Below are 22,459 nucleotides of genomic sequence, written 5' to 3'. Positions count from 1 at the left end.
TATGTAGGGTATAGTAGAGGATGCTTTCTGTTTTGGATGTGAGCGCGTGACTCGGTCGCAGTGGCATGCGCTCGCCGCTTTTCGCACTGACCTCAAGGCTTTTTGTGTACAGAGTTTGCGCGCGTTTGGGTATCCGTATATGGACCCGCATGCAGCGCAGTCTGCAGTGGCGTGTTGCACGCCGCAGGCTTTTTTGCACCGTGCGCAAGCGGCACTCGTGCGTGCACAAGGAATACCCACGTATCCGGTACACACTCCGATTGTGTACCCTCACGCGCTTGAGGAACTGACCCAAAGTGATCCTGTACCGGCCCTTATTTTGGTTTCGGACAATCCAGGGAAAGAGGAGCAGCTGCATACGCAGCAACGGTATCTGGTAGGACAGTCAGGTCGAGTGGCTCAGGGCTTTTTTTCGCGGCATGCACAGTTAGGGGTTGATTTTCGTACAGACGTGATGCTGTTGAACAAAACGCCGCTTCACACGGCAAAAACGGTTCAGCTCCGTGCACTGGTACGCCTCCTTGCGCAAGATCCAGCAGGAACTGCGCGTGCACGGCAGGTGCAGTCATTTTTGCATCGTAGCCAGTGTTGGATGGCGCGGCGTACGTGTCAGCTGCAGCGATCGTTAGGATGTGATCTGTGGATTGTGGGTTACAGCGAATTGAAAAGCGGACATCTGTTTGAACCCTATGCGCGTTTACTACAAACGGTGTGTGACCGCCGTACGCCGCTTTTTGTATTTCAACATTTTTCAATGAATTGTTTTGCGCGTGATTTTGCAAAGGCACGTGCACGGTCACCTCAGCAGCAGGTGTGTGACACATTAAAAGACCTCGGATTACATCACCGTCAGCAGATACTGGGTTTTTAAAAATGGGAACGCGCCTGCGCGGTTGCGTCCTCACGGGAGAGTGGGCGTCTAAAGATTCTGTGCCTTATCGCCGAAACCGGTAGGATACGCTTTTACACACACTGTACAGACGCGGCACCATACTCAGGAGGATCCGCTGCATGCATATACATAATCGTGGCATTGTGTGGTTTGTGGGGAGCACATTTGCGTGTTTCCTCGTCTTGCTTTCCTGCACTACTACGTCTTCTCCCTCTCCTCAGGCTTCGGTCGATCTCTTTGAAATGGTTGCGCGCGGTGATCTAGATACGCTGAAGACCCGTTTTGGTAAAGATTCTGTCAACGTCCGTGATGCAAATGGAGATACACTTTTGCACGTGGGGGTGTTGCGTAACGACGCGCACGTGGTTGACTTCCTCCTCTCTATGGGTGCCGATACTGAGGCCCAGGATGCTTCAGGCAGTACGCCGCTTATGGTGGCGGTCACAGAAAATTGTTTTGAGTCTGTTCGTATGCTGATTGCACGAGACGCGAGCCTCTTTTCGCGGGATGCACAGGGAGACACTCCGCTTACCCGCGCCATCCGTAAGGGAACTGCGCACGAATTGGTAACCAGAAAGACACTTCTACAAAAGGACAAAAGCGGCAAAACACCCTGGCATTGGGCCGTGCGTGCGCTGGACCGCGATCTGATCAAACACCTTGTCACGCTCGGTCCCCCGACCCAGGAACGCGACGCTGACGGACATACGCCGCTTTCTCTTGCCTACAGCAGTTCTTCTGATGCGCGTGCTGCAGAAGTTGCTGCCGACTTGCTCCTTGGTGGGGCAGAGCTTATGCACGGCTCTTTTAGCGAGTTCGAAATAGCAGTGCTCAAGCGTAACTACGACCTGCACTTTACCGATGGCTCTACGCCGCTGCACGTTATGGCAAAGCGTGGCTATACCGGTTTTGTCCAGTTTCTCGTTGATCGGAAGGTCAATCTCAATGCAAAAAACCTATCCAGCGCCACCCCTTTGCACGAAGCAGTGCGTGCAGGGCAGGTGGATGCTGCGGTCTTGCTGCTGCGCAGTGGGGCCGATCCAAACGTGCGTGACGCGTCGGGGAACACCTGTTTACACCTTGTCGCTCCTGCTCCCTTCCGTGTCCGTTTGGTTGGCGCACTGCTTGATGCAGGCGCTTCTGTCGCCATAAAGGATGACTATGGCGAGACTCCTTTGCACGTCGCGGCCCGTTTAGGTATGGACAGGGCGTTTGTAGAGCGTCTAGTAGGCGCAGGCGCAGATATTTCTGAACGGAACAAAAAGGGCGAAACGCCGCTTGTCCTCACGATTGACCGTGATCATCGGGATTTGACTGCGTACTTTGTCAGTCTTGGGGCAGATATCCATGCAGAAGATATGCGCGGAGAAACGCCGCTTACCAAGGCACTTGCGCGCGGTTTGGAGACAGTAAAAATTGTCGTCACCGATAGCAACTTGTATAAACAAGATGTGGTGGGGCGCGATCCTTTGCACGTTGCAGTATCAAGGCGTGCGCACCTTGACATAGTTAAATTCTTATTTCGCGAACCAAAACAGATGATTGCACGTGACACGATGGGAAACACGCTGCTGCACTATGCGGTTGCAAACGATGACCGTGCTGTCGGTGAGTTTTTGATGAGGGAAGGAGCTGATATCTTCAGTACAAACGTGCATGGCGTGTCACCGCTGAAAACAGCGTTGACAACTAGTGGCGGTCGCGAGGATTGGATTCTGACTGCGGCAAACGTGCACGCTCAGGATACAGGAGGAAACACGCCGCTGCATCTGGCGTGCGAGTGGAAACTTACGCAGGCGATTAATGGTATTTTGCGCAAGGGGGCAGAGATAGAGGCACGCAATTTGAATCAAGAAACGCCTCTTTTCAGTGCGGTAAAGTCAGATGCAGCGGAGGTTATTTCAATTTTGCTGCATCCTCAGGCAGGTAATCCTGCGCTTGTGGACGCACGGGACGCAGTTGGAAATACGGTGTTGCATGCGTGTGTGCGTTGGTCTGCGCTCCGTTCGGCTGACGTGCTTATCCGCGAAGCGGATGCGCGGCATGTATCTCTTTTAAATGCTCGGAATCTTTCTGGGAAACCCCCGTTGCATCTTGCAGCTCGTGCGGGGAATGTCGACTTTATCCGGTTGCTGTTGAGTCATCGGGTGGCGCTGCACATGGGGGATGAGACGGGTAAGTCTGCGCTCACGGATGCGGTTTTGGCAGATCAGGAAGAGTCGGTGCACATGCTCCTTTCTGCGGGTGCAAATCCTGTGCAGCAGGATATGTATGGACGCACTCCCTTGCACGAGGCGGTACTGTGCAATTCGCAGTCAGTTATTGCGGCGTTGCGCGCTGCAGGAGGCAACCCCTTTGCGCGCGATTCGTACGGGACTACGCCGCTGTCACTTGCCCTGTTGAAGGGAGATACGTTTGTCGGTGCAGTCGTGGGGAAGGATCCGCTCCTGGCAAATTCTGACGGGCAGACGCCACTGCATCTTGCGGTTATGGAAAATGTGCCCGTGCAGACATTTCGGCTTTTACTGGCAAAGGGATATCCAATCGACAAACGGGATCGGATGGGATCTTCGGCATTGGTGCTTGCCATAAAAAAGGATCGCTCGGATCTGTGTCATGAGCTTTTAGCACTCGGTGCGGACCTATTCATTGCAAACAACGTGGGGGAGTCTCCGGCCTTGTTAGTCCTGAGCAAGAACACGTCAATCTTGAAAACGCTGGTGGGTTTTGCGGTAAATAAGACAGATTCAGCTGGAGAAAGTATTCTCCATTACGCAGCAAAGGTTGCAGATGAAAAGACACTGCAAGGTTTGCTGGCGATGAATCGCTTTGGAAAGTTTTTACGAAACGTGGCGGGAGAGACACCCTATGACGTTGCGGTGCGCTGGAGTCGTCCGAAGATTGCAGCGCTTTTAAAGGAATAGTGACACGCGGGGCGACGGTGGGGGTGCATCAGCGCGTTTTGTCTTTTTCTCGGGACTGAACCGCCTGCCCTGGATCGGGGTGTGCGATGCGCGGTATAATCGGCTCCATGAATCCTGCGCTTGCGCGTCTTCAGGCGCGTGGTTTTATTAGACAATGTACTGATCTTTCGGCGCTTTCGGCGCGTATGGATGCAGGCCCACTCACCTTTTATGTCGGTGTAGATCCAACTGGCAGTAGTTTGCACGTTGGGCACATGCTCCCTATGTTTGCGCTAAAGCATTTGTGTGATGCGGGGCACCGCGGTTGCGTGCTCATCGGTGGAGGTACCGCGCGTATTGGGGATCCCTCCGGCAAAACCAGTATGCGCAAGATGCTCGATTATGCAACGCTCGATGCGTACGCGGGAGCGATAGTTGCGCAGCTGGATCATTTTCTTTCCTTCGATCACAGGCATGTGTTCTATGTGAATAATCGTGATTGGTTGGCACATTTGAATTACATTGATTTCTTGCGAGAGGTTGGGGCGCATTTTTCTGTAAACAAAATGCTTACCTATGAGGCGTACAAGAAACGCCTGGAGACAGGACTTTCCTTTCTTGAATTTAATTATCAGCTATTGCAGAGCTATGATTTTTTAACGCTCAGTGATCGCTACGCGGTAGAGTTACAAATTGGCGGCGATGATCAATGGGGCAACATTGTTGCCGGGGCGGATTTGGTTCGAAGAGTGCGCGGAAAAACCGTGCATGGGTTGACCTTTCCGCTCATTACCCGGGCGGATGGGCAAAAAATGGGCAAGACCGAGCAAGGTGCGCTCTTCTTAGACCCGGCTTTGGTGTCTCCCTATGACTTTTTCCAATACTGGCGAAATACTCCGGATGAAGATGTGCGGCGTTTCTTGCTCCTGTTTACCTTTTTGTCTGTGCGCGATGTCGAGGCGATATTGACTCAGGGAATTAATTGTGCAAAGGAGCTGTTGGCATACGAGGTAACGCGCCTCATGCACGGAACGGCTGTCGCGCAGGTGGCGTTGCAGGGAGCGCGCGCGGCATTCGGCGGGTGTGGCGATAAGTGTGCATTGCCGACGTTCGAGCTGACACAGTGCACGTTGCAAGTTGGGATCAAAGTGACTGATTTGTTTGTACAGGTTGGATTGTGTACTACGAAGAGTGATGCACGGCGCTTGATTGCACAAGGAGGAGCTTTTGTCGGGCTCCAGCGCGTGGCAGATATCGGTGCGGTAATTGACCAGTCAGCGTTGGATTTGGACGGGACGGTAATAGTTCGCGCGGGGAAAAAACGCGTGGTGCGCATCGTCACTGACGTGCTTGAGTAGTGCGCGGTGTGAATCTGCTATCTGAGGTGATATTGAAAGGGGCAGTCTATCCTGGATTACCCCTTCTGTGTCGTGTCTACCGCTTCCTGTTGTGTAGGTGGCGCTTTGAACATTACATCTATCGACGAAGCACTCGCGCTGATAACCATGTGGCGTCTCGCCCGTGCGGGCTCGGTGTAGTGCGCGCCTCGTTGTTCGGCGCCTTCAATTTTCCACGCACGTTCTCCTGGGCTACAGATAAGACGGTAGTCGGCGCGCGATCCGAGAAGAGTGAAACGAGCGTTCACGTCATTCAAACAGAATGACGCCCGTTTTAGTACCGCCGCTTCAAAGCGGAGTTCGCCGCGCGTGTGTGTCAGCGTGCATGACTTGAGCGTGCTTTCCGTGAGGGCGAGTGTGCCTTCGTTGCACAAAAGCAGTGACCACACCGCGCGTACGCCGCGCACCGTAGTATGTGCGCCCGTCGCAATGATCTTCACCCATGCGAGCGTTTGTGCACGCGGTATGCCAATGCGTATCACTCGGCGTGTACCCTCCGCGTTTTCTGTGCGTGTACGGACACGAAGCACCCCTTCGTGTTCTGTGAAGAACACGTCTTTTTCAGGAGGGGTACTGATACTGATAGCCGTCTTATCCTGGGCAAACAGCACAAGATCTACCCCCTGCACGACAAGATCCAAAGCGTTGGTTTTTGGCTGCAGCAGGCGCGCGTCCTCTGCCTGAATGGACGCATTACGAAAAGAGAAAAGCAGGGCCAGTAACATGAATGCCATGCGCACGACCCAATATCGGCTGCTTTATTTTCTTTTTGCCTATATTTTTTGCAAGGCGGGGATAAGGGACGTGTGTGCAGCATGTCTTGGAAAAGCTTTATAATTCCTGTACGATGGCGCTGTATGGCCGGGAAGGGGAAACACTCATCAGCGGGGTTGCTGTTCTGGCTTGCGTTTTCCTTGTTAATGGCGGTGCTTTTCTTTCTCAATAGAAGAAATATTGACCGTGTGTTTTCGAGCGCTGCAGTGCAAGGGATGTTCGGCAACCAGGATTCCATGCGCGTTTTTGACTCTGCACGTCGTTCTCAGGCCGGCTCGGCTGTTGAAAGTGATGCTAAAGCCACGCTCCCTACGCAGGATGTGGCACAGCCGGACGCTCCTGTTGCAGGATCCCCTGCGCCAGCTGACGCTGGTACCGAAGGGAAAGATGTCGGCACGGTTTCTGGGGCGCCCGGTTCTGCACAACAGTCCCGCGCAATTACGCTGTGCTGGGTGCGCATTGATGCAGATGGAAAGATCACTCGTGAGGAGGTAGCTCGCACGCTTCCTCATTCGACGGTGCCGCTTTCGGATGCGTTGCGCGCATTGTTCCTTGGTCCGTCTGAGGCAGAAGCGGTGCGCGGACTGCGTACGCTCATCCCTGAAGGTACGCGACTGCGCTCTGCACGCGTGCAAGAAGGGGTGGCGGTGTTGGATCTGAGCGAGGAGTTTCAGTTCAATCAGTATGGCATTGAGGGCTACTTGGCGCAGCTTTCGCAGGTGGTGTTCACGGCAGCTGCGTTTCCTACGGTGCATGCGGTGCAGTTTTTGATTGAAGGACGGCGTACCGAATATCTCGGTTCAGAGGGAGTGTGGATCGGTGCACCGGTTTCTAAGAGTTCGTTCTAATAGCTTGGTATGAGGTGAGGCAGTGCAGGATCTGTGTGAGATGTGGCGGCACGCCGTCGCCCGGGTGCTTTCTCAACTGCAGGGGCCTGCCGTTGAGCCGGTCGAAGGTGCGCAGTTAGTTATGGAAGAGCCGCCGGAGCCGGGTATGGGGGACATAGCTTTTCCTCTATTCCTTTTTGCAAAGCGTGTGCGCAGGAGTCCTGCACAGCTTGCACAGCAGTTGTGCACACTGCTTGAAGAAGACACGTCCATGTGTGCGTATGGCACGCCGCAGGCGCGAGGACCCTATCTTAATGTCTTTTTAAATAAGGAGTGTGTAGCTGCGCATACGCTTGATGCTATCTTTGCGCAGGGGGAGCGCTATGGCCACACGCAGTACTTACAGGGCAAACGTATCATGGTTGAGTTCTCTAGTCCCAATACTAACAAGCCGTTGCATGTAGGTCATCTGCGCAATAACGCGATTGGGGAAAGCCTTTCGCGTATTATTGCGTTCTGTGGTGCGGATGTGTTCAAGGTAAATATCATCAATGATCGCGGAGTACATATCTGTAAATCTATGTGCGCGTATCAAAAATTCGCCCATGGAAAAACACCTGCGCATACCGGCATCAAGTCCGATCGCTTTGTGGGAGATTGGTACGTGCAGTTTAACCGTTACGCACAGCAGTACCCGGAAGAAGCAGAGCACGATGTGCGTGACCTGTTACAGCGCTGGGAAAGTGCAGATCCGCACGTGCGTGCGCTGTGGAGAACAATGAACGAATGGGCGTTGCGCGGTATCAAACAAACATATGAGCGAACGGGCATATCTTTTGATAAACTTTATTTTGAAAGCGAAACTTATACCAAGGGACGTGAAGAGGTTAGACGTGGTTTGGCCTGCGGCGTTTTTTATCAGATGGAGGACAACTCTATTTGGGTGGATTTGTCTTCTCTAGGCTTAGACAAAAAGGCGTTGCTTCGCTCTGACGGCACCACTATGTACATTACGCAGGATATTGGCACGGCGATTTTTCGCGCACAGGACTGGCCCTTTGATCAATTGCTGTATGTTGTGGGAAACGAGCAGAACTACCACTTTAAGGTATTGTTCTTTGTGCTTAGGTTGCTCGGTTATCCGTGGGCGCAGCAGTTGCATCACGTCTCTTATGGCATGGTCAACTTGCCCCATGGGCGTATGAAGAGTCGAGAGGGGACGGTAGTAGATGCAGACGATATCTTGGATCGTCTGCACAGTGCGGCAGAAGAGGAAATTGCAAAAAAGGGACGGGAAAATGCACTGAAACACGCACAGTGTATTGCAGAGAATGTTGCCATCGCCGCGCTTCATTATTTTTTATTGCAAGTCAGTCCTCAAAAGGATATGGTGTTTCACCCCGAAGAGTCTTTGTCTTTTAACGGAAACACTGGTCCCTATTTACAGTATATGGGTGCTCGCATCTCTTCTCTTTTAAAGAAGGTTCAGGAAGATGTGGAGCAAAAGGGACCTCGTGAAGTCCGGTGTGACCCTGCATTGCTCACGCACGAAGCTGAGTGGGAGTTGGTGAAGGCGCTTGCACGTTTCCCTGCGTGTGTCACGCGCGCTGCACAGGGACATGATCCGAGCGTTATTACCGGGTATCTCTATACACTCTCAAAAAGCTTCAGTCGCTTCTATCATGATTGTCCCATTCTGTGTGAAGCACGACCGGACTACGCGTGTGCAAGGCTTGAACTTGTGCGTGCGGTGCGCATAGTGCTGAGAACAGCTATGCGTCTGGTGCTGATTCCTTTTCTTGAAGAGATGTAACGTGCATGCTTAATACGTCTTCCACCTTGCATTGCCTGTGGATGCCAGTTCACGTGCGAGGGTGTTCCTATTCTGCACGGAGTAAGTGTTCGGGGTAACGGATGTTCCATAGGAATAGCCCATGCGGCGGTGCGGTGGGCCCTGCAAGGCGCCTGTCTTTCGCGTGCAAAATGCGGACGAATTCGCGCACGGAGCACCGCTTCTTTTCGCAGTGTAGTAGGGTTCCTGTAAGAGAGCGCACCATTTTCCAGAGAAAGGCATTAGCAGAGATTTCGAAGGTCAGTACGCGATGGTTGAAAGAAAAGTGTGTGTCGTAAAAATAACGCGATTTACTCGCACTTTTATCTCCTGCAGCAGCAAAGCTTGTGCAGTCTAGTTCTCCCTTGAGTGTTGCAGCATATTGATTGAGCAAGTGTATATCGGGCATTCTCGCAATGTGCCAGCAGTAAGGCAGTTCGTGCGCGTATGCGACGGGTGCGCAGTGGAGGTGGTAACGGTACGTGCGCATGACGGCAGAGAAGCGTGCGTGGAGTTGAGAGGAGACTTCGCGTGCGTCTGTAATGCGAATGGAGTGCGGGAGCAGCGAATTAAATGCAGGGATAAAGCGATACGCGAGTATATTTCTCATGGGGGTACAAAAATGTGCTGCCTGTCCTACTGCGTGTACGCCAGAGTCTGTTCTCCCTGAACCGATGACTGCTATCTTTTGGTGGTGAATTTTCTCAGCAACTTTTTCCAACTCACCTTGGACAGAGGGAGCACGTTCCCGTGAGCCTGAGACCTGTTTTTGCCATCCGCAAAATCGTGTTCCATCGTACGAAATACGCAAGAGAATTTTGCGCACATCATTCATGTAGTTTCACTGTCTTCGTGTAATTCTGCGAGCAGGTTTTCGTACAATTGTCGGGCGAGTTCCAGCAATGGACCTGGCTTCTCTTTTGAAGACTTTCCTAGGCCAAATATCTTTGCAAGTCCTTGTTTGTTCCGCTGCATGCGCTCCCTTCTGACTGCTCTGTCGCGCTTGGTCCCGTATTTATACTCAAGGAGATACGAAAGATAGAGTACCCCGTCGTACCCATAATTTTTATCCGTGTCCGGTCCAAAGGATTTTAATCCTGCGATAATTTCTTCGCCTGTGCTTTCGCACTCAATTGCCTTGCGATAGAAAAAAAGTGCCTTTTGGTATAGAAGATTGCGGATGTAATCGTAATGCTCGTTCGGATCTTTTTTTTCAAGATCAGAAAAAAGCCATGCTGCCCTGAGCGCGCAGATCCCCTGTTTAATGGTAGGAGAATACTTTTTATCAAAAAAGTCATAGCACAGTATTGCCAAGTAGTAAGCCGCCGCCCCAGAGGAGAGTGTGCGCAGTGCGCTAAAATCCACCTGAGGAATGAGCCGCTCAACTGATGTGCGGCGCTGTGATGTGGTGGAAGAAAGTTTAGTGACAATCCCACGCTCGATATTTCTAAAGTCTTGCAGAAAGGTTGCGTAAAGACAGGTGGGACAAACTACCACGTGGTAAATGGGAGGAAATACCTCTCCATACTTTGCGGACGTCTCGTATGTCCTTCTTAGTTCATCGGTTAAATCACCAGCAATGGTACGACCTCCTCCAGAATGCATTTCTTCTCTTTGGAAGACGGTTGTGCACACCGGACACTCGATGCGCTCTTTTGAATAGAAAGACACAGTGCTTTCTTTTTTGTCTGTTTTCTTTGTAGATGACCGGGTCATAGCGGTTCTCCCTCGATAATCACGATGGCTGAGGCGACTTCTCTCTCATGCGTTAGCGACACCTGTATATGCGTGCCTCCTGTTGCAGCCAACATAGCCTGTGCAGCACCGTAGACTTCTAGTCTCGGCTTACCCCATCCATTTTGACACACCCGAATATTCCTTAGCTCCATGTTTCTGAGTCCCGTACCGAGTGCCTTTCCAAATGCTTCCTTTGCGGCAAAGCGCGTGGCAAGAAACTGCGCTCGCATGTGGTTTTTAAAAAAGTCTACAATCTCCTCTTGATGAAAGAAGCGACGGAGCAGGCGCACGTTGTGTGTCCAAGATACGAATCGTTCTATTTCTACTATGTCTATTCCCACGCCAATGATCATTCATGTCCGTCCGCCGGGACTGACTGCGCTTCGCGCACATGAACGTGAACCTCTTTGGGACTGTACTGTACCATACGCACGTGTTCGGGCAGCGAGAGGATAAGGGGAGCGGTCACGCGTCCGGGTTCAGTAATTTCTCTTGCAGAAACAGAGAAGAACTCCTCTGGGTGCATCTCTTCAATTACATGCTTTGGCACCTGCACCTGTGCACGTATGGTGACCGGTTCGATGCTGAACGTAAGGTGAGGGGCACAGTCGGTGAACGAGACGTGTGTTGTCTCAAGCTCTTTGAGCTCAGAAACTTCCCGAACCCTGACAACGAACTGCGTTTTAGTTTTTGGAAAAGAAACGAGCGTACTCGGATTGATAAGTCCAATGACACCTGAGAAGGACGCGCGTCTATTGGTTATGTCGAGCGTTTCGGTAACTGCTTGTGTGTAGGAAACGAGCAAAGAGGCCGGACCGCGAATTTCCACCATGGAAGGATTTGTGTCGACTTCCCGCAGCTCATAGCCGTACGCAGGGACACCCTCAAGCGATAGGGTTATGGGGATATTTTTGGTGACACTACGCTCCAGCTTGAACGGGATGATGGCAGGATCTGCGACAAGTTCAAGCGCATCTGGTGGCGCAACATGGTCAGCTACAGTCACCCGCACAGGAACTGCATACTCTCCCTCCTCTGTGTAGGAGGACAAATCCACATAGGGGACAATGTCAGATCCGCGCAGTGCGCCGAGCGTATCACGTGAAGCGCGCATCAGCACCGTCACCTTTTGAGGAAAGCGAAGCGCAGGAGTTAGTGCGCCTTCATTTCTCACAACTAACGGAACAGAAATGGCGCGCCGTTCCAGCAGACTGCCGCTGTAAAATTGCACGAGCAAAAACGCAAGCAGTATGCTCGATGCCTTGGCAGCCCAATTGTGCGCAATCCTATCAAGACAACGTGCTGCGACCATGATCCAGTGTCCCTTGAGCGTGTCCAGCCCGAGTGGTAGTTTCGAGTAACTGTTTGAGCTGCGCCAATACGTCCGCGTGCGGAAGATCGTAGTACAGCTTTGAATCGTAGGCAAGGCTGAGCGCGCCCGTTTCTTCTGACACGACCAGGGTAATGGCATCTGTTTTTTCAGCCATACCAAGCGCGGCACGATGACGTGTGCCGAACGTTTTCCTAATATCGTGCTGTTCAGAAAGCGGCAAAAAGGAGCCTGCAGAGACAACGAGCCCATCGCGCACAATGACTGCTCCATCGTGCATGGGGGTATCGTGGCCAAAAATAGTCACAAGCAGGCTGGATGAAAGGCGCGCGTACAGCGCGGTACCCGTTTCACTGACCTCGCGCACGGTATGGTGACGGGCAAATACTACCAACATGCCGCGCTTCCTTTTAGAAAGAACATCTGCGGCAGTTAATACCGCGTCGATGTGCGTATGGTGCGCGCATTCGCGCTGTCGGAGCCAGTTCTTCTCTCCAATTTTCAAAAAAATTTTTCTTAATTCCGGCTGAAACACAATAGTAATGCTGATAGCCACGCCCGGGGCAGTTGCATTGAGAATCCAAAGGAGCGTTTCTAATTTTAATACGAAAACCAAAGCGTAGAGTACGAGAATGGAGAAGGCGCCTTTCACCAACTGGACTGCCTGTGTTTTAACAAGTATCTCGTATGTCTTGTACAGGAGGAAGGAAAGGAGCGCGACATCCAAAAGCGGACGAACGTACGCTGCGTACCACAGGACCATACTTCTAAGAAATAGCACGATGTTCTGACTCCAGGCAGCGTGTGCGCCGATTGAAACGGATGCGGTCCCCCGGCGCCTGGCGTGAGCAGGCGGGGCCTCCCCGTTCCTTCCGCTGTATGGCGGCCATCTGCCGCATGCGCTGCAAGCGCACGCGGATGTAACGAACGGCGTGCAGATGCATACTGTTCACCGAATCTGCCCAACTGAATGGGCTAACAGCCATTCTGCGCGTGCGGCAATATGCGGTGCAGAAAGGCCTGCTGCGGCGAGTACCTGCGCGCGCGAACCATGCGGGTAGAACATGTCCTGAAAAGCAAGCACGTCGCTGCACGGAGCCGGGTGCCTGGTGTTCAAGAGTGCCTGGAGCGCTTCTGCAATTCCTCCGATTTTTACGCCGTCTTCGACAAAAAGAACGGAACGGTAGCGACCTACAAGATCTAAAAAGTAATCTTCGTCTACCGGCTTTACGAAGCGCACGTTGTAGATATCTGCAAATATGCCCTTTCGCGCAAGAGTGTTGGCCGCAGCGGTTACCTCGGGAAAAACGCCCCCTGTGCACACTAACAGTACATTGCACTCATTCTCTCGGGTGATAAGGACGCCGCGTCCGGTATGTACAGGTGTACTGAATCCGTCTTCTTCAGGTGGACATAACGCCTTAGGATAGCGGATAGCTACGGGGGTGTCCTGTGCAAGCGCCCAGCCAAAGAGCAACGAAAGCTCGTGCGCCGACGCAGGGCACAGGATGTTTATGTTCGGAACAGCGCGAAGAATGCTGAGATCAAACAGGCCCTGGTGTGTTTCCCCATCGTGGGGTACGGCACCTGCGCGGTCAAGCGCAAAAATGACCGGCAGATTCTGCACAGCAACATCGTGAATAACCTGATCAACGGCGCGCTGCAAAAACGTACTGTAGACGGCAACGACAGGTTTTACGCCGGCGCATGCAAGCCCTGCGGCGAACGTGACCGCATGTTGCTCAGCAATGCCAACATCGAAGAAGCGTTCAGGGTATATATGGGAAAACAATCCAAGCCCGGTGCCGCCAGTCATAGCAGCGGTGATAGCGACAACACGGTCATCAGTACGCGCTGCATTTAGGAGGGTATGGGAGAAGGCTTCGGTAAAGGTGAGCGCATCCTTTTTTTCTACTATTCCTTCTGCAAGGTTAAACGGTCCTACGCCGTGGAAATCGGTAGGATTCTGCTCCGCAAAGGGGTAGCCTTTTCCCTTTACAGTCTGCACGTGGAGGAGAGTGGGACGGGTGAGTTTTTTAGCGTCGTTGAGTACGCGCTCAAGATCTTCGATATGGTGTCCATTTAAGGGACCGACGTACTCGAATCCAAAGTCTGCGAAAATATTTGACTGGTACAAAAGCGTTCTTGCACTTCGTTTCAGGCGGCTGAGGGCGCGGCAGGCGGGGCGACCGACGAGTGGGACAGTCTGGAGCGCGCGGCGAAGCCGCGTTTTGAGCTTCTGGTATGGACCTTTTACCGTGAGGGTACTCAGGTAGCGGGAAAAGGACCCCGTATTGGGGCTAATGGACATTTTGTTGTCGTTGAGGATGACGATGAGATCACTGCAGGAACGGCCCACATTCAGGAGGGCCTCGAAGGCGAGGCCCGCGGTGAGTGCGCCGTCTCCTACGACAGCGACTACCTTACCTGATTTACCCCGGTATCGTAGGGCGCTGAGGATACCACTTGCGGCAGAAAGTGCCGTGGAAGAGTGACCGGTACCAAAAGCGTCGTACGGGCTTTCATCGCGCCGCGGGAACCCCGAAATACCATCCTTCTGGCGGAGGGTATGGAAGCGCCCTGCGCGTCCAGTGAGGAGCTTGTGCGCGTAGCACTGATGACCGACATCCCAAACGACAACGTCGTGGGGACAGGAAAAGACGCGGTGGAGTGCGATGGTGAGCTCGACGACACCGAGGTTACTGGCAAGATGACCACCATTGGCACTGACAACGCGCAAGATCTCCTGGCGTACCTCCTGCGCGAGCGCGCGCACCTGCTCGGGGGAGAGACTCTTAAGATCGTGGGGCCCAGTGAGGGAGCGAAGCAGCGACAAATCCATGACGAAAACGCCTCATGTCGAACAGAAGGCGCACGGGCCGAGACTACCTGTTCTTGTGCCGATTCTTGCGAAGCTTCTTCTTGCGCTTGTGGGTTGCTATCTTTTGCTTTTTTCTTTTCTTTCCGCAGGGCACGTAGAAACTCCTCAGGAATCCAAGCTGGCAGGAGCGTAGCGGAAACTACCCAAATGGTCAAGGTATACTCGTGCGTAGCACAGGCTCGGAAGGAGCGAGTTTACTGAATGCGTACAGGTGGGTGACGCTTTACCCACGGACCTGATTTAGGTAGAATCAGCGCCTCTGCGGGGCTGTGCTCTGGCGCGGGCGGTTTCCGCACGCGGAGGCACGACAGGCGTCCGCACGAGAACAAAATCAGACCAACATAGGAGATGCTTGCCATGGGACGGGAGTTGTCGTTTTTCTTGCAGAAGGAAAGTGCGGGATTTTTTCTCGGTATGGATGCGCCTGCAGGCAGTAGTGTCGCGTGCGGCAGTGAGGTGCTGCGTGCAGTGCCTGTAGGTACAGTGGATGCAGCGAAGGAAAAGCATATCCCCGTGGTAGAAGTGCACGGACACGAGGTAAAGGTGAAGGTGGGGAGTGTGGCTCACCCAATGACGCCGGAGCATTACATTGCGTGGGTGTGCCTCAAGACCCGGAAGGGTATTCAGCTCAAGGAACTTCCGGTAGATGGAGCGCCTGAGGTGACCTTTGCACTGACAGCAGACGATCAGGTGCTCGAAGCCTATGAGTTTTGTAACCTGCACGGGGTGTGGTCAGGTAAGTAGGGGTGTAGTGCTCTCCTGTTTTTAGGAAGGGGAGCAGGAGATTGGGGGCATATTTGCGCGCAGTACGCCCTTGCGTAGGATGCAGGCGTGGTGTCGAGGCGTGCACAAGCGGGGAATATGCGAGAATTGGAGCATTTCGTGCAGTCTCTTGCTACGGCTGCTTGCGCGCTGGGCGCGGGCCTCACGCAGGTTGCGACGTCAGAGCGCGTGTGGTATCTCCTGCGCTTCGTTGCCGTGCTGTGCATCACCTCTGCCTTCTTTCGAATGCTGAGGCGCGGTGTGCGCCGTGTTGTTGCAAGGCGGTTATCCGCGCAGACGCAGCATTTTGTGTTCAAAACACTAAACTATCTCTCGTTCACGGTGATGACGTTTACCGCCTTTCACTGGTTGGGGATCAACGTGAGCGCGCTGCTAGGGGCCGCGGGGATAGCGGGAGTAGCGCTTGGATTTGCGGCGCAAACGTCGGTTTCAAACGTCATATCAGGGCTGTTTGTCATGACCGAACGTGCTTTTCGAATTCAAGACGTGATAGAAATTGACGGTATCGTCGGTGCAGTGCAGTCAATTAATTTGCTTTCGGTGGCGCTCAAAACGCTCGATGGGCAGTATGTGCGCGTGCCCAACGAAACGATCCTCAAAGCGAACCTTGTTAACTATTCGCACTGTCCTCATCGCCGAGTGAAAACGGAAGTTTCCGTGGCGTATGGAAGTGACCTGCGCCGGGTGCAACAGCTCTTGCTAGATGTTGCGACACGTAACCGGTTTGTGCTTTCGGATCCTGCGCCGGCGGTTTTGTGGAATGCCTTCGCTGACTCGGGTATTGACGTAACGCTCCTGACCTGGACTCACATTGAGCATTTCAATGATTTGCGCAATGCTATCTTCGTGGATATCGACGAATGCTTCAAACAGGCGGGCATTGAGGTTCCCTTTCCGCATGTGGACGTACGGGTGCAGGGGGCGTGCGATGCGCCACGTGCGGAAACGGTGTGAAATGCAGGGTGAGTCTTGATGTGCGCTTTTTCTTTGGACATTGACAGGATGGATAGAGGGACAGGGGGAGGCCGAATGAGATGAAAGGAAAAACGGTGAGCGCTGCGCTCGTAGGGAAACTCATTGCCCTAAGCGTAGGGGTGGTTGCGTGTACTCAGGTGAAGGATGAAACGGTGGGGGTAGGGGTGCTGTCTGAACCGCACGCGCGCTTACTTGAGATCGCAAAAGAAGAAGTGAAGAAGCAGCACATCGAACTACGTATTGTAGAGTTTACAAACTACGTGGCGCTGAACGAGGCGGTAATGCGGGGGGATATTCTGATGAATTTCTTTCAGCATGTGCCCCATATGCAGCAATTTAACCAGGAGCACAACGGGGACCTGGTAAGTGTTGGAAACGTGCACGTAGAGCCACTGGCGTTATACTCTAGAACGTATCGGCATGTGAGTGATTTCCCCGCCGGCGCGGTCATTGCCATTCCAAATGATTCGTCCAACGAGGCACGTGCACTCAGACTTTTGGAAGCAGCAGGGTTCATTCGGATGCGTGCGGGTTCAGGACTGTTTGCCACAGTAGAGGATGTGCAGCAAAATGTGCGCAATGTGGTACTTCAGGAGGTGGAAAGTGCCCTTCTGCCGCGCGTCTTTGATCAGGTAGATGGTGCGGTGATTAATGGAAATTACGCAATAATGGCTGGTCTTTCTGCACGGCGTGACGGGCTTGCAGTGGAACCTGATGCCTCAGCCTACGCGAATGTGCTGGTGGTAAAACGAGGAAACGAGGCTGATGCGCGCGTGCAGGCGGTGCTCCGTGCGTTGTGTGGTGGGCGCGTGCGTACGTATCTGAAGGAACGCTACAAGGGTGGGGAGGTGGCGCCTGCTTTGTAGGGTGCAAGTTCTTTCCGTTTAAAACCTACCCAGTCCTGACGGTTCTTCTGCATACTCAAGGATGGGGATGGTGTGGGTGTGTCTTTTGAAAGAAGGTGTCCCGTGTGCGCGTCGCGTTTCATAAAGGGCGTGCGCTCTGTGCGGGAGCCTTCGATGTGTCTGAAGGAGGCGCTGTGTTTACACGAACACGGACAGTAGCGGGGGCATTCGTTCTTGTCTGGTTTCTTGCACGTGGCAGTGCGCAGGAGCAACCTCCTGCTGCTGCACAGGCGGGAGCAGCTGAGGTGCGAGAGGCACTCTCTCTTTACCGGAATGGGCGTAGCATGGACACTTCAGGTGGGCGTGAAGATGCACAAAAGATGTATACGCAGGCGGTTGAGCTTTGTCGCAGTGTGCTTGAGCGCGATCCGCGACACGCCGACGCGTATGCAGTGTGTACCTGGTCTCTTTTCCGTCTTGGTCGTTATGCAGATACGGTTGCCCTATGCCAGGAGGCGCTGAAAATTTCGGTCGATCACCGCGTGGTGGAAACTCTCGCAGAGGCGCTCTTTTTTGTCGGCGATTACAAGGGTTCCATGCACGCTATGGAGCGCTATATTGACATGGCGCCGCGCGGTGAGCGTATCAGTGTGGCATACTTTTATTTGGGAGAGATCTTTCGCCTCACCAAACGCTTCCGGAAGGCAGACATCGCGTACTCAACAGCGGTGAATTTTGAACCGTCGAATGCGCTATGGTGGTATCGCCTGGGACTTGCGCGCGAGTACGCAGGAGACAAAGGCTTTGCACTTGATGCATACCGACGTGCGTTGCATTTGCGTCCTGAGTACAAAGAGGCACAAGAATCCATCAGGCGCCTGAGTTAACCTCCAAAAGGTTGACGTCGGAATGGTGTGCATATGAATCTTGAAGCGTTTATTTTAGGGTGTGGCGGCATGGTGCCATTACCCCATCGGCATCTGACTTCTGTGTTGTTGCGTCGTGAGGGAGAGTTGTTTCTGTTCGACGCTGGGGAAGGTACCCAAGTGTCGTTGCGGCGTCTGAGCTTACGCTGGAAGAAAATCAGTGCCATTTTCATCAGTCACACCCATGCAGACCACATCACTGGGCTGCCGGGGCTTTTGATGCTCTCTTCTCAAGTTGCTCGCAGCGAACCGCTGTACATCATCGGTCCTCCAAGAACTGCAGAGTATGTGGAAACGAGCCGCAGGATTTTGGACATGTACATTAATTACGAGATTATTGTCAAAGAGGTGATAGAACCACAAGTGGTATACCGTGGTAAGGATTTTCAGGTGCGCTGTTTTTGTCTGGATCATACCAAGCCGTGTATGGGCTACACGCTAGAAGAGCAGGATCGTCCCGGATCATTTGACCCGCGCGCGGCTCAGGATTTGCACGTTCCCTGTGGGGCGCTGTGGTCTCAGTTACAGTCAGGGGTTGCAGTGCAGTCCGCGCAGGGGGTGACAGTATATCCTGAACAGGTAATGGGACCGGCGCGTCCGGGGCGTAAGGTGAGCTTCGTCACTGATACAAAATATTTGCAGTCCATTGCAGCCGAGGTGCGGAATTCGGATTTCTTTGTGTGTGAGGGAATGTTTGAGAAAGGGATGGAAAAGGATGCAGCAGAGAAAAAGCATATGACGTGCGTGCAGGCAGCCACGATAGCGCGCGATGCGCGTGTGCGACTTATGGCACTCATCCACTATAGCCCTCGATATACCGATCACGAGTTGAAACGTTTATTAAAGGAAGCGCAGCGTGTTTTCCCGCACACTATTCTGTCTCGTGATCAATTGATGGTTCCCATTGCGTATCGAGAATAGATATAACGCGCCGTTGCAATACTCCGTTGGAATACCGAGGCGGTTGGTACAGTTACTTTCTCTGTGGTGTTCTCAGTGGGAAGGGAGCGCGGCGTGCGGGGGCGATAGAGAGAGTGGAAAACCTTTACGCATTTTTTTTCGCGTGTTACCATGCGCCCACATCAGGAGGTCTTAAGTGAGTGACATTGCATGCATTGAAGCGCGCGAGATCATCGATTCTCGGGGAAACCCCACTGTCGAAGTGGATGTCTCGCTCAGTGACGGTAGCTTTGGCCGTGCGTGTGTTCCTTCAGGGGCGTCTACCGGAGAGTTCGAGGCGCTCGAAATGCGTGATGGAGACAAGGAGCGCTATAACGGTAAGGGTGTTCTCAAGGCCGTTGGAACTGTCAACACGCTCATTGCTGATACGCTCGAAGGTATGGATGCGCTCAACCAGGGTGAGATAGATCACGCGATGCGGAATCTGGACGGCACTGACAATAAGTCAAAGCTTGGTGCGAATGCTATGCTTGGCGTCTCCATGGCTTGTGCGCGTGCTGCTGCAGACTTTCTGGGTGTTCCTCTCTACCGTTACCTCGGTGGTGTGCACACTTTTCGCATGCCGGTCCCTATGGCCAACATTATCAATGGGGGGAAGCATTCTGATAATAAAATTGACTTTCAAGAGTTTATGGTTATGCCCATCGGCGCTGCGTCCATGCGCGAAGCGGTGCGCATGACCGCAGAGGTGTTCCACGCGTTAAAGGGCCTGCTTGCCGCCGACGGCAAAGCTACGTCAGTTGGTGATGAAGGTGGTTTTGCGCCTGATTTGGATAACGAGCAAGCCCTTGAGTACATTATGAAAGCGATCGCAAAAGCCGGCCTTGCGCCGCGGAAGGATGTGTGTATTGCGCTTGACTGTGCGTCTTCTGAGTTATTCGATGAAGGAGATCGGAGAGGGTACAAGTTTTGGAAGTCGAATCCGGGGAAGCTGTTCACAGCACAGGAAATGATTGATCTGTACAAGAAGTGGATTGCTACGTATCCGATTGTGTCTATCGAGGATCCGCTTGACCAAAACGACTGGGCAGGTTACGTGCAGCTCACGAAAGAGTTGGGAGACAAAGTCCAAATTGTGGGAGATGATTTTTTTGTAACCAACACTGGGCGTCTGGCCCGAGGTATCAAAGAAGGATCGTGCAATTCGATTCTGATAAAACTTAATCAGATTGGCACGGTCACAGAAACTGTCGACGCGGTGCGTATGGCTCAGAACGCAGGCTACGCGGCGGTGATTTCACATCGCTCGGGTGAGACAGAGGATGCGTTTATCGCAGACTTAGCAGTGGCACTTGAGACAGGTCAAATCAAAACCGGCTCGATGAGTCGCAGTGACCGGGTGGCGAAGTATAACCAGTTGATGCGCATTGAGGAAGAGTTGGGTGCACAGGCGCGCTACTACGGGGCAAAGACCTTTGAGCGGTTTGGTTGTTAGCTTGTAAGGTGCGAGGAACTCTATAAGAAGTTGGGGTACGGGGCAGAGAACGCAGGACTCCGTGTCGTTTCTTCTTTACTTCCTGGCGGAATGGTTGCTGGTCTTTCTGCTGTGAGGACGCTTTTATCTTCGCCAGGATGTGTTTTATACTCCCGCGTATGGGCGCGGGAGTTTTCGTCAGCGATAATCGCCTTCAGTTTTCTCGTAGTCTCGCAGAGGTTTTACGTAATCAGGGGTGTCGTGTGTGCTTGAGCGCACACGAGGCAGCTCGTGGGGATGTGCCTGTGCGTGATGGGTTGGTTTATTGGAATCGCGCGTCTCCCTTTTCATTGCGCGGTATTCTGCTTCAGATTGAAAATCTAGGCATTGTGCTTGAGACAGCGGTGTTCGTTTTTGACGCGCAAAGTTATGTAGATCTTTATCCGGGAGATGATTTTTCCAGTATCGATCGGATCTCGGTGGATTTGATCGTGGCAAATATGGCATTGGTGCACATGCTGACTGCGCATTTTGTCAGTCAGGCGCGTGGGAAACTTCTGTTTGTGCACCGGGAGACGAGCGCGCACTGTGCGTCTGCTATGGTATCTGTTGCGTCTGCCGCTTTTGTGCGCATGGCGGAGGAGTGCGTGCTCGGTCTTGCGCGAAAGGATGCACCGCGTATGCAGACATTGTTAATACGGCTTGACGGAGTTGACGACGATTCCTATACGCAGTGGATTGCAACGCAGCTTGCATCTCCGGTTCTGTCACGTGGCCCTGGGCGATGGGTAAGGGCTGGTCAACGTAGCTTTTTTGGAAAATAGAGGTCACGCGACGTTGTCTTTCCCTTTCGTTGCCGTGTTCTTCTCTTTTAACGTCTTTATTGTTTGCTTCGCTATAGATTAATGACGCGGTATAATCCGTGTAGCGTAAAGCCGATCTTTTCGTATACGCGCCGCGCTGCCATGTTACGTACCTTTACGAAAAGCACCGGTGTTTTTCCTATATCGAGTCGGTTATACGCAAGCGTTGCAACCAATGCAGTGGCAATGCCCCGGTTGCGATATGCAGGCACCGTATATACCCCGCCAATTTGGTGACAATGAAAGCCATGTGCGTTTGTTTGCGCCTTTGCAACGATGTGTCCTCCTATTGAGGCGTGGAATATCACGCGTGTACGGAGATGTGCGTGCAGGGTACGCACGGTCGCCTTATGTTTTGGACTGTTTCCTACGGGCAGTACTTCTTCACGTTTGTAATGCATATGGAGAGGAAATAGCTCTCGCATATCTTTTAGCTGTGCGCGCCGGATATGCAATGGAGCACTGTTTTGCTCATATTCAACACGTGGTGTGTGTAGTGGCAGCACCAGTAGGTAATATCGCTCCTGCTGCGCGTGAGTTGTAATACCTGAAATCGAGCGTGCGATAACGCACGTGTGCATTTCTGTACCTACAATCGAACGCACCTGCGCGGTTACCAGCCGTTTGCAGGCACGGTAGATCGCCGCACTGTTTGTGTTTGGCTCACTGTTGTGCAAAAGCAACCCTGCGCGCGTGAGCAGGAGTACTGCACACGGTTCTGCATCTCGGTACAGTACGCTACCGCCCCGTATAAAGGGAGCGGTACCACGCGTGGAAAAAGAACATTTAGCTGCTTTTAGATATTCCGCCAAGCTGACACTGAATGCTTCACGCGACTTAACGAAGGCAAGGGCTTCATCAATGGTATGCGCGTCGAGGTTGCGAACGAGACGAGACACTATGTCCCCCACGACGGAGGTACAGAGGAGACAGAAAGCGTGCATGGCCCGAGAGGCTCCTGGAAGATCGAGTGCACACCTGCGCACGACCCCGCCAGACCCTTTTGCAAAAGACACACCGTCGCAGCCAGCGCGAGCTCCAAAGCTTCCTCAGAAAGAGTTGGGGATGGGGAGAGAGAACAGTACCCTCCCCTCGAAGGATAAAAAACGCACACCCGAAGT

The 22,459-nt window shown here is 52.9% G+C and carries 21 protein-coding genes; 12 read left to right on the top strand and 9 right to left on the bottom strand.

The genetic code is table 11. The annotated features are described in order from the left end of the window. The first annotated feature begins 46 nt into the window (after positions 1-46). The 3 genes from TPANIC_RS04135 (at position 47) to tyrS (ending at position 5,153) form a co-directional block, all read left to right on the top strand. Positions 47-871 carry a hypothetical protein gene (locus TPANIC_RS04135; RefSeq protein WP_010882280.1) on the top strand — a complete coding sequence of 275 codons (825 nt, stop codon included), beginning with the start codon at positions 47-49 and terminating at the stop codon, positions 869-871. A gap of 140 nt (positions 872-1,011) precedes the next feature. Beyond that, a complete protein-coding gene (locus tag TPANIC_RS04130) occupies positions 1,012-3,816 on the top strand; it encodes an ankyrin repeat domain-containing protein (RefSeq protein ID WP_010882279.1) in 2,805 nt (934 codons plus the stop codon). A 107-nt stretch (positions 3,817-3,923) separates the two neighbouring features. Next, positions 3,924-5,153: a tyrosine--tRNA ligase gene (gene tyrS, locus TPANIC_RS04125; RefSeq protein WP_014342602.1), complete on the top strand. Its 1,230-nt coding sequence runs from the start codon at positions 3,924-3,926 to the stop codon at positions 5,151-5,153. A gap of 56 nt (positions 5,154-5,209) precedes the next feature. Here the strand turns inward: tyrS and TPANIC_RS04120 are convergent, their stop codons facing one another. Further along, positions 5,210-5,932 carry a hypothetical protein gene (locus tag TPANIC_RS04120; protein WP_010882277.1) on the bottom strand — a complete coding sequence of 241 codons (723 nt, stop codon included), beginning with the start codon at positions 5,930-5,932 and terminating at the stop codon, positions 5,210-5,212. Positions 5,933-5,998: 66 nt separating this feature from the next. Between TPANIC_RS04120 and TPANIC_RS04115 the strand changes: the two genes are divergently transcribed. After that, entirely contained in the window at positions 5,999-6,814 is an 816-nt protein-coding gene (locus tag TPANIC_RS04115) for a GerMN domain-containing protein (RefSeq protein ID WP_010882276.1), read from the top strand. A gap of 22 nt (positions 6,815-6,836) precedes the next feature. Continuing rightward, complete coding sequence (argS, locus tag TPANIC_RS04110) at positions 6,837-8,606, top strand: arginine--tRNA ligase (RefSeq protein WP_010882275.1); 1,770 nt, start codon at positions 6,837-6,839, stop codon at positions 8,604-8,606. A 67-nt stretch (positions 8,607-8,673) separates the two neighbouring features. Here the strand turns inward: argS and truA are convergent, their stop codons facing one another. The 7 genes from truA to dxs are packed head-to-tail and all read right to left on the bottom strand — an operon-like array spanning position 8,674 to position 14,533. Then, positions 8,674-9,459: a tRNA pseudouridine(38-40) synthase TruA gene (gene truA / locus TPANIC_RS04105; protein WP_013945413.1), complete on the bottom strand. Its 786-nt coding sequence runs from the start codon at positions 9,457-9,459 to the stop codon at positions 8,674-8,676. After that, a complete protein-coding gene (locus TPANIC_RS04100) occupies positions 9,456-10,340 on the bottom strand; it encodes a DUF2225 domain-containing protein (protein ID WP_010882273.1) in 885 nt (294 codons plus the stop codon). Before TPANIC_RS04100 ends, truA begins: the two co-directional genes overlap by 4 nt. Next, entirely contained in the window at positions 10,337-10,714 is a 378-nt protein-coding gene (locus tag TPANIC_RS04095) for a holo-ACP synthase (RefSeq protein ID WP_010882272.1), read from the bottom strand. Before TPANIC_RS04095 ends, TPANIC_RS04100 begins: the two co-directional genes overlap by 4 nt. Then, positions 10,711-11,673 (bottom strand): CdaR family protein, encoded by a 963-nt coding sequence (locus TPANIC_RS04090; RefSeq protein ID WP_014342597.1) that lies wholly within the window; start codon positions 11,671-11,673, stop codon positions 10,711-10,713. Before TPANIC_RS04090 ends, TPANIC_RS04095 begins: the two co-directional genes overlap by 4 nt. Continuing rightward, complete coding sequence (cdaA, locus tag TPANIC_RS04085; protein ID WP_010882270.1) at positions 11,651-12,472, bottom strand: diadenylate cyclase CdaA; 822 nt, start codon at positions 12,470-12,472, stop codon at positions 11,651-11,653. Before cdaA ends, TPANIC_RS04090 begins: the two co-directional genes overlap by 23 nt. After that, on the bottom strand, positions 12,459-12,644 hold the full coding sequence (locus TPANIC_RS04080; RefSeq protein WP_010882269.1) for a hypothetical protein: 186 nt from the start codon (positions 12,642-12,644) through the stop codon (positions 12,459-12,461). The genes cdaA and TPANIC_RS04080 overlap by 14 nt, the downstream gene beginning before the upstream one ends. Next, positions 12,641-14,533 carry a 1-deoxy-D-xylulose-5-phosphate synthase gene (dxs, locus tag TPANIC_RS04075; protein ID WP_010882268.1) on the bottom strand — a complete coding sequence of 631 codons (1,893 nt, stop codon included), beginning with the start codon at positions 14,531-14,533 and terminating at the stop codon, positions 12,641-12,643. The genes TPANIC_RS04080 and dxs overlap by 4 nt, the downstream gene beginning before the upstream one ends. A gap of 396 nt (positions 14,534-14,929) precedes the next feature. Here dxs and TPANIC_RS04070 point away from each other — a divergent pair, with 396 nt between their 5' ends. The 7 genes from TPANIC_RS04070 to TPANIC_RS04040 all read left to right on the top strand — a co-directional run bounded on the left by TPANIC_RS04070 (position 14,930) and on the right by TPANIC_RS04040 (position 21,299). Next, positions 14,930-15,316, top strand: coding sequence for a superoxide reductase domain-containing protein (locus tag TPANIC_RS04070; protein WP_010882267.1), 387 nt, complete (start codon positions 14,930-14,932; stop codon positions 15,314-15,316). A 117-nt stretch (positions 15,317-15,433) separates the two neighbouring features. Continuing rightward, on the top strand, positions 15,434-16,309 hold the full coding sequence (locus TPANIC_RS04065; RefSeq protein WP_235214038.1) for a mechanosensitive ion channel family protein: 876 nt from the start codon (positions 15,434-15,436) through the stop codon (positions 16,307-16,309). Between the two features lie 80 nt (positions 16,310-16,389). Continuing rightward, positions 16,390-17,196 carry a MetQ/NlpA family ABC transporter substrate-binding protein gene (locus TPANIC_RS04060; RefSeq protein ID WP_010882265.1) on the top strand — a complete coding sequence of 269 codons (807 nt, stop codon included), beginning with the start codon at positions 16,390-16,392 and terminating at the stop codon, positions 17,194-17,196. Between the two features lie 95 nt (positions 17,197-17,291). Then, complete coding sequence (locus TPANIC_RS04055; protein ID WP_010882264.1) at positions 17,292-18,062, top strand: tetratricopeptide repeat protein; 771 nt, start codon at positions 17,292-17,294, stop codon at positions 18,060-18,062. A gap of 33 nt (positions 18,063-18,095) precedes the next feature. Next, the gene (locus TPANIC_RS04050) at positions 18,096-19,022 is read left to right on the top strand and encodes a ribonuclease Z (protein WP_014342594.1); all 927 of its coding nucleotides are present in this window, start codon (positions 18,096-18,098) and stop codon (positions 19,020-19,022) included. Positions 19,023-19,197: 175 nt separating this feature from the next. After that, the gene (eno, locus tag TPANIC_RS04045; RefSeq protein WP_010882261.1) at positions 19,198-20,496 is read left to right on the top strand and encodes a phosphopyruvate hydratase; all 1,299 of its coding nucleotides are present in this window, start codon (positions 19,198-19,200) and stop codon (positions 20,494-20,496) included. 137 nt (positions 20,497-20,633) lie between these two features. After that, positions 20,634-21,299: a hypothetical protein gene (locus TPANIC_RS04040; RefSeq protein WP_010882260.1), complete on the top strand. Its 666-nt coding sequence runs from the start codon at positions 20,634-20,636 to the stop codon at positions 21,297-21,299. Between the two features lie 71 nt (positions 21,300-21,370). Here the strand turns inward: TPANIC_RS04040 and TPANIC_RS04035 are convergent, their stop codons facing one another. Then, entirely contained in the window at positions 21,371-22,237 is an 867-nt protein-coding gene (locus TPANIC_RS04035; RefSeq protein ID WP_235214036.1) for a GNAT family N-acetyltransferase, read from the bottom strand. Between the last annotated feature and the right edge of the window lie 222 nt (positions 22,238-22,459).

It is taken from the genome of Treponema pallidum subsp. pallidum str. Nichols, from assembly GCF_000410535.2.
Classification (GTDB): domain Bacteria; phylum Spirochaetota; class Spirochaetia; order Treponematales; family Treponemataceae; genus Treponema; species Treponema pallidum.
The sequence above is the reverse complement of the archived record's forward strand: the minus strand, read 5'-3'. Positions and strand labels throughout refer to the sequence as shown.